Source organism: Anaeromicropila herbilytica (genome assembly GCF_016591975.1).
In the GTDB taxonomy this organism is placed as follows: Bacteria; Bacillota; Clostridia; order Lachnospirales; family Lachnospiraceae; genus Anaeromicropila; species Anaeromicropila herbilytica.
The window spans coordinates 1,495,600-1,511,060 of sequence record NZ_AP024169.1; the positions used below are offsets into that span (position 1 = coordinate 1,495,600).

Below are 15,461 nucleotides of genomic sequence, written 5' to 3' on the forward strand. Positions count from 1 at the left end.
TCGTACTAAGGAGGAAGTTATATGGTTTTAATGGTGAATTCGAAGGGTGCATTAAAAGAATTTTTGTTACCTGCTATCAATAATGCAGATTATACGATTCGATTACATAAGGGAATTTTTCAGATTGTAGAAGATATTGAACTTCAGTTAGAGGTTGTTGATAATAAGTGGAGACTTCATCAAGTAGAAGAATATGAAATTAGAAAAAATGATAAGAAATATACAGGTTCTATATTAAAGGATGGTGAGATATTTGACCTTTATCAAGAAACGGATAAATTACTCACTATAATTGTCGTAGAATCAAGCCACACTTTTTCAGTGTTTAAGAAATATAATATTCAGAATATTTCTGAGATAAGCATCGGAAAGAGTAGTTCATGTACAATTCAATTTGATTCTTTTTCGCTTGTTTCTAGAAATCATGCAATCTTAAAAAGAGAAGGAAATGATTTTACTATTGATGATTTAAGTGCAAATGGTACATTTTTAGAATCAAAACGTATGAATGGAAGGCAGACTCTTAATTTTGGTGAATGTATCAATATATTCGGTTTACATCTTGTTTATCTAGATCATGTTCTCGCAGTAAGCGCTTTAAGTGGTTCCTTGACTATAGACGAAAATAAATTAAATATATATAAAGCCTCTGATATTGAAGAGGAAAGTATATCAGAAGAAAAGAAAAATAATACGAAGAAACGCTATTTTAGCCGTTCTCCTAGAAGTATACCAGGTATTTATAAAGAACCAATTGAGATAGAAGCGCCACCAAATAAAAGGCAGACAAAACAACGACCTCTATATATGACAATTGGTCCAGCATTCTCTATGGCGATTCCTATGCTACTAGGTAGTGGTATTGCTATTTTAGGAATGAATAGTAGAGGAACTACAGGTAATGCATTTATGTATACTGGGCTAATCACAGCAGTTTCCTCTGCTTTTATAGGTGTAATATGGGCTTTATTAAATATTCGTTATTCGAAGAAAGAAGAAAAAGAAGAAGAGGAATATCGCTTTCAAGCATATGGAAATTATCTTGTTGAGATGGCTGATTTTATAAAAGAAAAATATGAACAGAATACAAATGCATTAAGAGAAACCTATCTTACAGCAAGAGAGTATACGACATATACAGATAAAACAACGACATTATGGAATCGTAATAAAAATCACGAAGATTTTCTAGTAGAACGATTAGGAATTGGTGATATGTCTTTGCAAGCTATGATTAGTATTCCTAAGAAAAGATTTACTTTAATTCGAGATACTCTTTCTGATAAACCACAAATGATATATGACAATTATAAGATGTTACATGAGGTACCAATTGGAATTAACCTACTAACACATCAATTAGTTGGTGTGATTGGCGGAGAGAATAAAAGAGGCTCCATTCAAGTAGTACATAATCTTGTTGCTCAGATAGCAGCAAATAACTGTTATACGGATGTTAAGATGGCATTTATCTATGAGGAGAAGAATAACGAAGACAAAGACAATTGGGCGTTTGCCAAATGGTTACCACATGTCTGGTCGGAAGATAAAAAGACTCGTTTTGTTGCCTCGAATGCTCTTGAAGCAAGTGATGTATTTTATGAACTAACTAATATGCTAAGAATTCGCGCAGAGAATGTAGATTCCTATCATAAGAAAAAGTTTATCAAACCTCATTATGTGCTTTTTATTTCTAATCCAGAATTATTAGATGGAGCATTAATTGCTAAGTATGTTCTTGAACCTAAGGAGGATTATGGTTTAACTACATTATTACTTGCAGAAAAATATGAAGATCTACCAAATGCTTGTGAAGATATTATTCAGAATGATAATTTCTATAAAGGAATCTATAATGCCTTAGAATCAGAGGAAGAGAAGAGAGAAGTATGCTTTGATGAAGTGAGTAACAAGGAACTTGAATTATTTGCTAGAAATATATCTAGGGTTGAAGTAAATGAGATAGAAAGTAGTGGAGATATGCCAAATTCCTTAGATTTCTTCGAAATGTATGGCGTTAATTCCTTAGAAGAATTACAAGTGCTTGATCGTTGGAGAAAGAATCGTACTTACGATAGCATGAAGGCACTAATTGGTAAAAAGTCAGGGGGAAATGATTGTTACCTAGATATTCATGAAAAATATCATGGACCACATGGACTGATTGCTGGTACCACAGGTTCCGGAAAAAGTGAGACTTTACAGACTTATATGTTATCTTTAGCAATTAATTATAGTCCTTATGATATTGGTTTTTTCGTCATTGACTTTAAAGGTGGAGGTATGGCTAATCTGTTCTCTGACCTTCCACATATGATAGGACAGATCTCGAATCTATCTGGTAATCAAGTAAGAAGAGCAATGGTGTCTATTAAAAGTGAGAATATGCGAAGACAGCGTATCTTTAGTGAATATGGAGTAAATAACATTAATCTATATACCAGACTACTAAAGAATAAAGAAGCTACGATACCAATCCCACATCTTTTTATTATCATAGATGAGTTCGCAGAATTAAAAAGAGAGGAACCAGACTTCATGCGTGAGTTAATCAGTGTTGCTCAGGTAGGTAGGAGTTTAGGAGTTCATCTTATCCTTGCAACACAAAAACCAAGTGGTACGGTAGATGATAATATTTGGAGTAACTCCAAGTTCCGTCTTTGTTTACGTGTACAAGATAGACAAGATAGTAATGACATGCTACATAAACCAGATGCTGCATATATTACACAAGCGGGAAGATGCTATCTTCAAGTTGGTAATGATGAAATCTATGAATTATTCCAATCTGGATTCAGTGGAGCAACGTATGATGAGAATATGATGACCAACCAGTCTGCCATAGCAACGATGTTAACACTTACTGGAAAGGCAGCGTTGGTAGGAAGTAGAGCAAAAATTAAGCAAAAAGAAGCAAGTAGAATGAAATGGTTAAAATCATTAGTGAGATGCATTCAAAATGCTTCCGAAGATCTTAATATCACGCCTACGGATTGTTTAGAAAGCCCAGATATATTAAGAAACTTAGTTGATACGACCTATCGATATTTACAGAATGCAGGTATTGATTATGGAGATAGTAAATATAATCGACTTAGATTGGAAGATTTTATTATGCTTTGGCCAGTTGAGTCTAAGAAAGTAGGGGATATTGTAGATTTCATTATTCAAAGATCATCATTAGAGGGCAAGAAACTACCGGAGCTAAAAGATAAAACTCAGCTTGATGCAGTCGTAGAATATTTAGGTGAATTATCAACGAAGAATGGATTTACTCATAATCTACAGTTATGGTTACCAGTACTTCCAGAATGCATGTATCTCAAAGAACTATATGGATATTCACAATCGAGCTTTGATGGAACAGGTTGGGTTGGTGATAATTCAGAGTATACATTACAAGCTATTATTGGTTTAATAGATGATCCTGTGAATCAGTCGCAGATGCCACTCATCCTTAATCTCGCAGAGAACGGACATCATGCTATTTGTGGAACCGTTGTCAGTGGTAAGAGTACATTTTTACAGACTTTTGTCTATTCTCTAGTGAATCGATACGCACCAGATCATGTGAATCTATATATCCTTGATTTTAGTAGTCGTATGCTTGCTGCTTTTGAAGGGTTAGCGCATGTAGGTGGTATCATGTATGAAAATGATTTAGAAAAGATCGAGAAATTCTTCAATATGATGCAATCAATCTTGGAAGAACGTAAAATGTTATTTCGTGGAGGTAACTATAGCCAATACGTAAAAGTAAATGGAATTGTCGTTCCTTCTATAGTTATTGTCATTGATAATTATGCAAACTTTAAAGAGAAAACAGAGAATGCATATGAAGATATTTTAATCAAATTATCAAGAGATGGTGTATCCTATGGAATTTATTTAGTAATCAGTTCAGCAGGATTTGGTACAACAGAGATTCAAAGCCGTATTGGAGATAATATTCGAACAGTTATCTGCCTAGAGATGGGAGATAAGTTCAAATACACAGAAGCAATGAGAACCATGCATCTAGATGTTCTTCCAGAAGCAGATGTAAGGGGTAGAGGTCTTGCACAAGTTGGAAGTAGTATATTAGAATTCCAGACGGCACTATCCTTAGAAGCAGAAGATGATTACAAGCGTCAAGAGTTAATTCGTGAAGCTTGCAGTCAGATGAATAGAGTATATAAAGGTAAAAAAGCAAGACGAGTTCCAGAGATTCCAGAGAACCCAGTTCTATCGGAATTTGTACAATTAGATGAATATATCGATACAGTAAAAGAAAATCGTTATCTACCATATGCTTATAATATGGAGGATGCTTCGGTATATAGTGTTGATTTAAGAGAAGCCTATTGTTACCTTATCTCTGGTAAAGCACGTACGGGTAAAACAAATTTATTAAAAGTCTTCCTACATGCTGCGAGTTGTAAAGAAGCTCAAATATGTATCTTTGAAAAAGGTTCTAACCAGCTGAAGAAGAATGCTGAGATTGTAAATGCAAGATATATTGAAAATGATCAAGAAATGTTTGATTACTGGAAGGGTATAACCGAGGTATTTATTAAGCGTAATAAATTAAAAAGAGCCTATATAGAAGAAGGACTTGATGATTACGAAATCTTTGAAAAGATGCAGTCTGAAACACCTATATTCTTATTTATCGCAGATTTAACTTCCTTTGTAGAAAGTATCTATTCACCAAGTGAAGGAGTTGGCGCGATGTCAGGATTTATGGAGAATATAACAGAAAAAGGACGTCTACATAATATTTACTTCATTGCATGTCATGACGTTGATAATGTTGCTAAGGTACTAGGACAAAGAGTGTATATGAATATAACTGGTTATAAAACAGGTGTACATTTAGGTGGAAATATAGCTGCACAGAGAATATTCACCTTCAATAACATACCATATATGGAACAAAGTAAGTCATTAAAAACTGGAATAGGACTTACTCCATCAAGCGAGGATGAGACAATAGGAAGAAAAGTAGTTATTCCATTAGCAAAGGGATAAGGCTTAAATATAGTAATACTACAGAAAGGGATGCCACAAGCGCAAGGGGAATAGAAACGATGATATCCATGCTGATTTGTAGTGGGGATGAAAAGGAAATAAAGTGTATCCATTTTACATCAAGAGAATTAGCAGCATATCTTAGTGATGAAAAGTGGGATTTTAATACTTTTTTGGATACGAAAGATATTGTTTCATCTCTCAATCATTTACCAATACTTGATTTAATATGTTTTGATATTACGTTGCAAGATTCCATTCCGATTATTGAGGAGTTGCGGCGTAAGAATAAAGAGGCATATATTGCATTAATTGCTGATAATACGATATCTCCGATGTCTTATATGAAACCGAGTATTATGGCTGCATCTCTTTTATTACGTCCACTAAAGAATATGCAAGTAAGAGAGCGGCTAGAAGAATTATTCCAATCCTTATTTAAAGAAACGAATCGTAAGATGAATGATGATTCTTTTGTTTTTGAGAATCGAGAAGGTCAAATTTGTATTGCCTATAATCGGATTCGATATTTTGAAGCAAGGGAAAAGAGAGTCTTTGTATGTACGGATAACAAAGAAATTACTTTCTATGAAACAATGGATAATCTACTTACAATGTTACCTGATTATTTTATTCGGTGTCATAGAAGTTTTATTGTGAATGCAAAGAAAATTGAACGAGTTCAGTTAGCTCAGAATACGATACTTTTAGAAGATGAAAGTATTCTACCAATCTCAAGAAGTTATCGAAATAATGCAAAGGAGTATCGTAAATGGAAATAAATTATGAAGTCTATTCTTTAAGTTATCGTGAGCTAGCAATTTTATTAGTTAGTAAAGGGATTGATAAAATATATGGATTTCCTTTAGAACAGATTACGATTGATTCTGATGAGAAATTAATACAAACACTTCATCATATGGTAAAGAGGAAAATACTAACATCAGATGGCGAAGCATTTCAGATAAATGAACCTTATGAGACTATCATAAATGTCTTAAAAGAGGCAAAAGATATAGTCGTTATAACACCTAAGACAGAAGAACTTCCAATGAGATGCTGTTATTTAGGTAAAAAAATATTAGTGAGTGAAATATCAATCATCCAAAAAGATACGATGAAGCTATGCTTTATTGAACGGGATAAATTTATTGATTTTTTAGAGGAAGGGTATTTACCAGAACAGTTAGATAAAGAAAATGAATGGGTTGATCCAAAAGAAGGAGTAATCTTTGATTTAAATATTGGTGAACTGATGAAGGACGAGACTAACCATTTACTTAAAAGAGAAGATATCAAATTAGTAATTGATAAAATATGTACTAATTCAGGGAAACGAACCAGCCGCATTCTGATTATGGAGAGACCTCTAAATTATCAAATAGTTAACTGGGACTCTTATAGCAATAAAGAGGATGTTACAAATATCATATATACGTTTTCAAACATGAAAGAAAGACTTAACATGTTATTAAGGGAGGAAGAGGCATGATTTTAGTTGATATATATGTACCTAGTTTTGATAAAGAATACGATTTTCATCTAGATGAAAAGACTCCGATTTCTATTTTGCTAGAAGAGATTACGGAAATGATTAGTCAGAAGGAGCAATGTGATATGAAGGGAAATCTATCTGAGTTAATGTTATGTTCTTATGAATCCAGAGAAATTCTAACAAACACAAAAACACTAAAAGAATGTAATGTGATTACTGGTAGCCGTTTGCTTTTGCTATGAATACGATTGGAAAATGATAGCTTTTAATTTTCTATGTTGTTGCAATTAAATATTTCAATTTGAATTGGAATCTATTTTTAAAACAAGAATTATGTCGAAAAAAGAATGAAAAATCATAGGACTAAAGTCCTAAAAAAACAGAAAAACATGTCATTCGTCTATAAAACCATGTCGTCTGTCAGGAATTGAACACAAATAAAAATTATGTGATACAATATATTTGTCAGGAGGAAACAGTAATGTATGTAGTAAATTTAGATCAATTGGTGGATGCATATCAAGCTTTGAAAGAACAAAAAAATATTTTGAAAAGTAAGATAGAAGAGCTTTCAAGAACAGCTACAACATTACGCACGCTTTCTGGGATGGAGGAAATACTCTTACAGATTCATCAGATTATTACAGATCTTGAAAAAGAGTATAATGGAATGCAACAGATGATGCAGGTGTTAGATAAAGCGTCAATCAGTTACTTAAACTGTGAACGTCGTATTGTTGATGAATATGAAGAAGCAACGCTGCATTTCAAAAAAACACAGGTTGGTTATACCAATCTTGATGAGTTAAATGGGATGCTTTCTACTTTGAAATTCAAGTAAGGAAGCGTCAATATAAAATTAAGGAGGCTATATTATGGCATTAATTCAAGTAACAGCAGCAAGATTAAGAAGCGAGGCAGAAAAACTAAGAACTTATAACAGTAACTACAAGGCACAAGTATCTAGTCTTGAAACAGTAGAAGGAGAATTAAACTCAATGTGGGAAGGTGAAGCAAAAACTGCATTCCATACAGCATTTCAGAGTGATAAAGTTCAGATGGATAACTTCTACAATGCAATTGAGAAGTACATACAATCCTTACTTACAATTGCACAAAAATACGAGCAAGCAGAACAAGCAAATACTGAAACAGCAAAAACACGTAATTATAAATAGGGAGGGCATATAGAATGGAAGGAATTTTAAAAGTAACACCTGAGAAATTAATATCAACATCAACTGAATTTAGTCAAAAAGGAACTACTGTAAGTAATCTTACAACTGAGATGACCAATCTTGTAACTGGACTTAGCTCTGTATGGTTAGGTGATGCTGCTTCAGCATATTCACAAAAATTTAAAGGATTAGATAGTGATATTCAAAAATTAAATAAGATGATTCAAGAACATTCTAAAGATCTGAATGATATGGCAACTGTCTATACACAAGCTGAAAAAGCAAGTGTTGATGAGATTAACACGTTACAGAACAATGTTATTGCTTAAAGATCGATATGAAAGCTGTATTGGAGATAGATTACCTTCAATACAGTTTTTCATAAGTGAAGCTTTACCAAACACTCTAAAAGTAAGGAGAGTATAGTATGCCAGATATAGTAATAAAAGGCGATGCTGCTAAGAATCAACTAGATGACGAAAAGCAGATGCAAGTTCAATTATTAGAGATATCTAATCGTATTGCGAGTGTTAAAGGCAACCTAAGATTTAAAATATTAGCAGCAGAACAAATTGGTAATCAATTAGAGCAACTGAAAAGTAATGTGGAAAGACATAGTGTGGGCATGTCGTCGTTAAGTCAGGTTCTAAATGAATCCATAGAAAAATATAACGCTACAGAAAATGATATTATAAATCATACAAGAGGTGAAAATATATCTTCGAATGAAAGTTCGGATGGAAAAAGTATTAATGGAAGAAGTTCGAAATCATCGTCAGCAAGTAAAGCTGATAGTAGAGGATTTTTCCAAAAATTATTTCAAGATGGCAAGGTTGATGAATCATTATTTAATCAATCTATGGCTGCATCTGGTACACTTTTTGGCATTGATACTGGATTTGAAAGGAATCAAAAAGGACTTGGTTTTACTGTTAAAACGGGTTTAGAATCTGAATGGAATTTAAAAAAAGGTGATATGCAATCCTCTGCTAATTTTAAGGCAGAAACTTATATGTATAATGAAGAAGATAAGGCGCATTTTGGTATTGCATCATCAAAGTTTACCGAATCAGTTGGTGTATCAGGTGTAAAAGCAGACTTGGTAGTAGGATTAATGAAAGATGGCAAAATAGATCCATCATTGAATGCAAAGGCAACTGCACAAGCTAAAGTAGCATCTGCTTCAGAAGAAGTACAGATAGGTACAGATGAATATAATGCGCATGCTTCTGTTGAGGGTACTTTAGGAGATGCCAAGGCAGAGGCTGGAATTGGAGTCGGTGATCTTGGTGTTGATGAGAATGGAAATAAGGAATACGGAGTCCAAGCTAAGGTAGGTGCAGAAGCTTCACTGCTTAAAGGAGAAGCTAAGACAGGATTTACCGTATGTGGTGTTAAAGTTGATGCTGGCATTGAAGGTAAATTGGTTAGTGTCGGAGCTAGCGCAGACGTATCAGTAACAGATGAAGATGCTTCGGTTAAAGTTGGCGCAAGTCTATTTGCTGGTGGAGATATTAAGGTAAAAGTTGATTGGAGTAAGTTTAAATTGCCCGAGTTTGATTGGCCAGACAGCTTATCTTTAACATAGAAATATGAGTAAAGAAATTTAGTTTAGTGTGAAATAAAGCATTTCACACCCTTGATTTATATGTTGCCAAAGACGACATATGGGAGCTAGTATGAAAAGGAGGTTTAAGGATGAAGAAGTTTTTACCGATTGGATCAGTAGTATTATTAAAGGGTGGCGAAAAGAAGGTTATGATATGCGGAAGAGTTCAGCAAAAAGTAGACACAAATGAAATTTTTGATTATTCCGCATGCTATTATCCAGAAGGAATTTTAGATGCAAAAGAATTATTCCTTTTTAATAATGATGATATCGAAAATGTATTTTATATTGGAATGCAGGACGAAGAAGAATTTAAATTTCGTAAATATATCATTGAAGAGCTATCTAAGGTTGAAAGTGTTAGTGAGTAAAGATGCCATATATTAAATTAATACAAATAAAAGATGGATTTCATAATCGTTATGAATTAGTAGAAGAAGATAGAATTATAGCAACAAGCAGTGTGCCTGCTAAGATAGGTACGAGAGATATTTTCTATTTAGTTGATGGAACATTAAAATATCATTTAATGCATCACCTAGCAGAAGAATTAGGTAATGTTACTAGAACCACAAGTAAAAGAAAACTCATGCAATTTGATATATATAATGAGCATAGTGATAAAGTTGGAATGATAAATAGTAGGAGAACAAAGGGTATTTGGAAATGTTATAAATATGACGAAATTAATTTCTACAATAAAAACTATATAGGATATAAAGTTGGCATGGGAGCAGAGGGACATAAGTATCCAATCTATGAAAATGATAAGCAGATTGCTTTGGTGGAAAAAGATAATCTGGTCCTAAATAGAAAAGATGTATATCATATCTATACCCTGGAGGAAGAGCTGATTGAACTTGTTGCATTGTATTGCCTAAGATTAGATACGATAGAATTTTCGCAACGTGACATTGCAATCAACTCAAAAGAAAAATCACTCTCCTATACATGGAACAAAGAAGTTAAGTGTAAATATGATCCTGATTTTAAAAACAGATGTATATAACAGATGTTTTATAGATAGATTTGGCTATAAGTGGACGCTAGTGTGAAATAAAATGTTTCACACGTTGAATTTAGGCTTGCAAGCAAGTCGCAGGCATGTAAGCTAGTGTGAATTAGGGAGGGATTGAAGTGGATAATAATAGTATTGAAATAAGTACACAAATATTAGACAGTGATACAGCAAGCATGATAGAAGAATTAAATGCAGTACGTAATCAGATGAAGAGTATGTTTGATGAAGTAATTGAGTTGAATACTATGTGGGAAGGCCCAGCTAATAATGCATTTAAAGAGCAATTTGGTATTGATCATGCTACGTTTACGGAGCTATGCACATCGGTTGAAAAATTCATAGAGTGTATGCAATTTGCAAGTAAAGAATATACCAAATGTGAAAGTAGTATAGGGCAATCAATTGCCGCTATCACGTTATAAGGAGGGGATGGAGTATGCAGATTACACAGGATCTTTCATTTGGCAGTGTAACTTTAAAAGTAACACCTGAGGTTTTACATTCCAAAGCAGAAATAGTAAATACTAAAATTTCCTCTATGTCAAAAGAGTTTGATAAAATGTGTTCATTAATAGCAAAATCGAACTCTTATTGGGTTGGAAAAGCAGGTGAGGTACATAGAAATACATTTACTGAGAAAAAACCGGATATCGAAGATATTATTAAGAGATTGAATGAACATGTAACCGAACTACATCAAATGGCTACTGTATATACGAGCGCTGAAACTGCCGCTAAGGAAGTGGCAGAAGCATTACCTAACGATATCATTTTATAGGAGGAAAAGATATGAGCAGTTATTCTAGTATTGAATTTGATTTTGCCAAAGCACTTAGTCAGGCAAATGAAATTGATGAAATAGCCAGAGATCTTAACACACTGGCTAGTAATAAATTTGACACTACGATGCAGTCCTTGTCCTCCAACTGGAAAGGTGATAGTGCCAATAAGTATCTAAAAAAAGGAGTAACCCTTCAAACTTATATGGGGACTTCCGTGAAGAATCTAAATACAGTTGCTGATAATATACGAGCTGTAGCAAAGAGAATCTATGAAGCAGAGATGGAAGCAAAACGAATTGCAGAAGCTAGGGAAAGATCTCATAAAAGTAAGCAATAATTGAAAGAAATCTAGTGTCTTAAAGAACATCAAAGATAATTAGTACCTATTTTATATGAGAAAATAGGCAATTAAAAAAGGAAAGGCATGGAGAAAATGAGAAAAGCGTATAAAAGTATATGGAAGATCTTCTTAGTCGTATTCCTCTTTGTTCTAGTTACTTCGAATTATGTATCAGCTTCAGAACAGGTAAATATATCGCAAGCGGAAACAGAAGATGGACAAATCAATATATATATTAATGGCGTTCAGGATAAGATTAAAAAGGTTAATTGTCTCATTGCTTCGACCCCAGTTAGTAACATTACCTACACTAAAATCAATCAATATATTGGAAGTGTGGATACACTTTTGTTAATAGACGATTCCGAGTCAATTACCAAAGAAGAACGTCAGAGATTAAGTGCTCTTATATTAGACTATATTGACCATAAGAATAGTAATGAGAGCATTTCTATTGCTACATATGGTACTAAATTAAGATATTTGTGCAATTATGAAAAGGATCGTTATGAAATATTAAAAGCTTTTGGCAAGATTCAGTTTAAAAATCAATCGAGTTATCTAACTGATGTAATTGCCAAGGTTACAAGTGATTTACAGAAAAGAAAAGAAACAAGTTTAAAAAGAATTATCGTATTTTCAGATGGCTTTGATAACAACGAGAATGGAATTACAAAAGAAGAATTGTATAATAAGTTAGAAAATACTTCTTATCCAATCTATACAATTGGATGTGTTCACTTGGATAATAAAAAGGAGTTAAAAGAGTTATTTGCGTTAGCTAGATTAACACAAGGAAAGAGCTATCGTTTTGATAAAAAAACAAAAGTATCCGAGGTTAGAAAGTCCATTGAAAATGTTAAGGATTATATTAGAATTAGTATTAATCCTGAAAATGAGTTGCAAGATGGAAGTATAAAAACTGTTGAATTAAAAGTAGAAACATTAAAAAATACTTATGAATTACATAAAGATATTCGAATGAACATGGCAGAGAAAGATACATCGTTAGACATAGATAAAAAAGTTAAAGCCACAGATAAAAAGCCTTCTCATGAGGAAGGTATTTATCTAAGTAAAACGATGATAATTATAATAATTTCTGTAGTTGTAGGGCTATTAATCTTAATAATAATTGGGATTATATGGTGGAAACATAAGAAGAAAGAAAAGAAAATATTATCTGATATTAATAATAAAGTAAAAAAACCAGATATTATTATATCTGGCGGTAAGAATGTATCAAATCAGGAGTATTCTAGCAACATTGGAAGAAGCTTTATGAGTGCAGGTGATGAACTAGACAAAACAGTTGTACTTCACCAAGAAGATATATTTGATAAGACAATTATGTTATCACCAGACCAATGTCTATGGAGTGTAAAGCTAAAAGATATTCGTAATAATCGAATTTTTGTAAAGGAACTAAGGAATGAATTAGTGATTGGCAGAGTTGGTAACTCGTCTGACCAAGCTAAGATAATCATAGATTACGAAAGTAGCGTTTCAAAAAGGCATTGTCGTATTTATTTAAAAGAAAGTAATGTATATATCGTTGATATGGGCTCATCCAATCATACATTTTTAAATGGAGTTATGCTAAATGACGAGCAGTTATTAAAAGATGGAGATGTGATTGGCGTAGGTAATCTTAGTTTGGAAGTGGCTTTAGAGAAAATGGAAATGGAGGCATAATACTTTAATCCCAATATTTGATTAGGGTGTCAAAAGTCATTTTTTAGTTTACTGAGTGTATATTGCTGTATAATTATGAATTTTGGCTACCTTTCCTTCAAGCAACATATTTTTTACAAGCCTCATAACAAGCGAAAATACTCACTAATGTTCCTATTTTCGCTTTGAGTCTTGACAAAATATAAGCGTTACTTTCAGCCGGACTACGCCTAAATTAATAATTATTCATCAATATACACAATATATGTTGAGAATGACCTTTTACACTCTAATCATACTTTGTTCATTAATAGCTTTAAATGCTATTTTTACAATATGTAGTAAATAATAAATAAATATAAAACGAAAAACAGGGTCATATCCCTGTTTTTTCGTTTATAATTATGGAGTTTTAGTGATAACTATTTTTCAATCATTAGATTAGCAACACCAACATTTTTGAATATAATTTTTGGATTACAATTGTGTGCACATCGGCGTCTCTTGGAAGGACATATTTTAAGAAGATAAGTTCCTTCAAAAGGTACTTCGAAGTTAAAATAGCCAAAATTACATATCTTTATACAATATAAAAGAATAATGTCATGTTTACATACGGAGTACAGCATTACATCCCATTCATGTGAACTTCGGCAATTACAACCCCAGACTGATCCGAGAATAATACCTGATTGTATAAAGCAATCCTGATGCTTTACTAAGAAGGTTGATCTCGAAATGGAGATAGGTACAGGATAAGGAACTGCAACATACTGAGTCTCGGCTTCTGGACAGGTAGGGCATTCAGGACATACAGGGCATTGTGGACAAGGCTCCTGTTCAGGACAAGAAGGACAAGGAGGAACCTCAGGGCAGGTAGGACAAACTGGAACTTCAGGACAAATTGGGCATGTGGTAGGCTCTGGAATCTCAGGGCAAATAGGGCATACAGTAGGTTCTGGAATACTCGGACATATTGGGCAGTCTGGACAAGGTGGAATTTCAGGGCAGGTAGGACAAGGCGCCGTTTCAGGACAGGTAGGACAAGGTATCTGTTCGGGACAAGTAGGAGCTTCAGGGCAGGTAGGACAAGGTAGCGCTTCGGGACAAGTAGGAACCTCTGGACATGAAGGACAAGTGGCCTCAGGTTGCTGTGCAGTAGGAACTGGTGCAGGCATTTCTATCTGATTAGGTACAGGTGTTGGAGCAGGCATTACTTGAGGAGCAATCTCTTGAACTGGTGAAGGAGAAGGAAGTGGAGTAGTTATTGTAGCAGGCATCTGTTCTGGCATAGTTTCTGTGCCACATAGAACATTTCCTACAAAAGGGTACATATGAAATTCAAATCCACTATTCGCATTCACAGCAAAGGCTCCTAAAGCTGCATTGCCACTAACGTGGCCTCCAGTTGGATGACCATGGAAAGTTGCTTGTGGTGCTAGAATACTTCCCCATATATCAGCAGGTACTTCCATGTGGATATCTGTAGCATCTTCAAATACATATAAAATATGATTTGCATGAGCTTCATCACCATATAATCCATATTGCAGATGAGCATGATTACCTGAACGTATACGAATGATTGCAATGCTGCCATCTGGTATGTCAACTCGTAAGCCTTTGTTTAGTAAACCATTTGGACTTACATCAACAAGAAATACATTTTGTCTAGGATCGTTTCCACGAAGTATCCATTCGTGATAATTATCGATGGTAGATCCGTTTACAGGTAATTGCTCAATACAATTTTTATAATCTGTCATACTTCGGTATGCATTTTGGAAAAAGGAAGAAAGATCAGCTCGTATTCTTGTTGGGCTAATAACACGAGGTGTATCATAGCTTGGAATGAGATAATGATCGCCTTTATCGCTTGGTGTCCAATATGGACTTCCATTCTCTGAATAGTATAAATACTTTAATTCATCCATTTGGTTATTCATATGATCCTTGCCAATTAAGTAAGTACTCCCATTTGCAGCTTGAAATCTACCACCAGTTACTGCATGACCTACCACAACTAATGGTCCATTCATGGAGACATTTCCTCCAATTAAGTATCTTACTAAGTCAGGTGAGTATTCAATGTTAACGTGACCATTTTTTCTTTCAAAGCCAACACTTAAACCTCTTGGGCTGTAGAAACTACCTCCGATAGCAATAGGACCTTCTACGTCCACGATATTATTTGCATCGCCAAATACAAATAGATTCATGGAAGAAGCACTTCCAAAAGGTTGACCTAAAGTATCTTCCCAATTGATATCATCATAAGGTATTCCAACATTTAATATTGGTTCATTTTCATATATATTAGTATCCATATAGATTTGTAAACCACCTTAAATT

The 15,461-nt window shown here is 33.8% G+C and carries 15 protein-coding genes; 14 read left to right on the forward strand and 1 reads right to left on the reverse strand.

Features of this window, described 5'->3' with window-relative positions; genetic code table 11:
* Positions 1-21: 21 nt before the first annotated feature.
* The 14 genes from essC to bsdtb5_RS06555 all read left to right on the forward strand — a co-directional run bounded on the left by essC (position 22) and on the right by bsdtb5_RS06555 (position 13,130).
* Positions 22-5,010 (forward strand): type VII secretion protein EssC, encoded by a 4,989-nt coding sequence (gene essC / locus bsdtb5_RS06490; protein ID WP_271715220.1) that lies wholly within the window; start codon positions 22-24, stop codon positions 5,008-5,010.
* Positions 5,011-5,069: 59 nt separating this feature from the next.
* On the forward strand, positions 5,070-5,792 hold the full coding sequence (locus bsdtb5_RS06495; protein WP_271715221.1) for a LytR/AlgR family response regulator transcription factor: 723 nt from the start codon (positions 5,070-5,072) through the stop codon (positions 5,790-5,792).
* Positions 5,783-6,502 carry a hypothetical protein gene (locus tag bsdtb5_RS06500; protein WP_271715222.1) on the forward strand — a complete coding sequence of 240 codons (720 nt, stop codon included), beginning with the start codon at positions 5,783-5,785 and terminating at the stop codon, positions 6,500-6,502. The genes bsdtb5_RS06495 and bsdtb5_RS06500 overlap by 10 nt, the downstream gene beginning before the upstream one ends.
* The gene (locus bsdtb5_RS06505) at positions 6,499-6,747 is read left to right on the forward strand and encodes an EsaB/YukD family protein (protein ID WP_271715223.1); all 249 of its coding nucleotides are present in this window, start codon (positions 6,499-6,501) and stop codon (positions 6,745-6,747) included. The genes bsdtb5_RS06500 and bsdtb5_RS06505 overlap by 4 nt, the downstream gene beginning before the upstream one ends.
* A 239-nt stretch (positions 6,748-6,986) precedes the next feature.
* Positions 6,987-7,346: a hypothetical protein gene (locus tag bsdtb5_RS06510; RefSeq protein WP_271715224.1), complete on the forward strand. Its 360-nt coding sequence runs from the start codon at positions 6,987-6,989 to the stop codon at positions 7,344-7,346.
* A gap of 34 nt (positions 7,347-7,380) precedes the next feature.
* Positions 7,381-7,683 (forward strand): WXG100 family type VII secretion target, encoded by a 303-nt coding sequence (locus bsdtb5_RS06515; RefSeq protein ID WP_271715225.1) that lies wholly within the window; start codon positions 7,381-7,383, stop codon positions 7,681-7,683.
* A 14-nt stretch (positions 7,684-7,697) separates the two neighbouring features.
* Positions 7,698-8,012, forward strand: coding sequence for a WXG100 family type VII secretion target (locus bsdtb5_RS06520; protein ID WP_271715226.1), 315 nt, complete (start codon positions 7,698-7,700; stop codon positions 8,010-8,012).
* A gap of 98 nt (positions 8,013-8,110) precedes the next feature.
* Complete coding sequence (locus bsdtb5_RS06525; protein ID WP_271715227.1) at positions 8,111-9,271, forward strand: hypothetical protein; 1,161 nt, start codon at positions 8,111-8,113, stop codon at positions 9,269-9,271.
* Positions 9,272-9,381: 110 nt separating this feature from the next.
* On the forward strand, positions 9,382-9,663 hold the full coding sequence (locus bsdtb5_RS06530; protein ID WP_271715228.1) for a DUF4176 domain-containing protein: 282 nt from the start codon (positions 9,382-9,384) through the stop codon (positions 9,661-9,663).
* Positions 9,664-9,665: 2 nt separating this feature from the next.
* Positions 9,666-10,301: a hypothetical protein gene (locus tag bsdtb5_RS06535; RefSeq protein WP_271715229.1), complete on the forward strand. Its 636-nt coding sequence runs from the start codon at positions 9,666-9,668 to the stop codon at positions 10,299-10,301.
* 128 nt (positions 10,302-10,429) lie between these two features.
* Positions 10,430-10,735, forward strand: coding sequence for a WXG100 family type VII secretion target (locus bsdtb5_RS06540; protein ID WP_271715230.1), 306 nt, complete (start codon positions 10,430-10,432; stop codon positions 10,733-10,735).
* 14 nt (positions 10,736-10,749) lie between these two features.
* The gene (locus bsdtb5_RS06545; protein WP_271715231.1) at positions 10,750-11,091 is read left to right on the forward strand and encodes a WXG100 family type VII secretion target; all 342 of its coding nucleotides are present in this window, start codon (positions 10,750-10,752) and stop codon (positions 11,089-11,091) included.
* A gap of 11 nt (positions 11,092-11,102) precedes the next feature.
* Positions 11,103-11,432 carry a WXG100 family type VII secretion target gene (locus bsdtb5_RS06550; RefSeq protein WP_271715232.1) on the forward strand — a complete coding sequence of 110 codons (330 nt, stop codon included), beginning with the start codon at positions 11,103-11,105 and terminating at the stop codon, positions 11,430-11,432.
* Positions 11,433-11,519: 87 nt separating this feature from the next.
* On the forward strand, positions 11,520-13,130 hold the full coding sequence (locus bsdtb5_RS06555; RefSeq protein WP_271715233.1) for an FHA domain-containing protein: 1,611 nt from the start codon (positions 11,520-11,522) through the stop codon (positions 13,128-13,130).
* 401 nt (positions 13,131-13,531) lie between these two features.
* Here bsdtb5_RS06555 and bsdtb5_RS06560 read toward each other — a convergent pair whose 3' ends face one another.
* On the reverse strand, positions 13,532-15,436 hold the full coding sequence (locus tag bsdtb5_RS06560; protein ID WP_271715234.1) for a choice-of-anchor A family protein: 1,905 nt from the start codon (positions 15,434-15,436) through the stop codon (positions 13,532-13,534).
* Positions 15,437-15,461 lie beyond the last annotated feature (25 nt).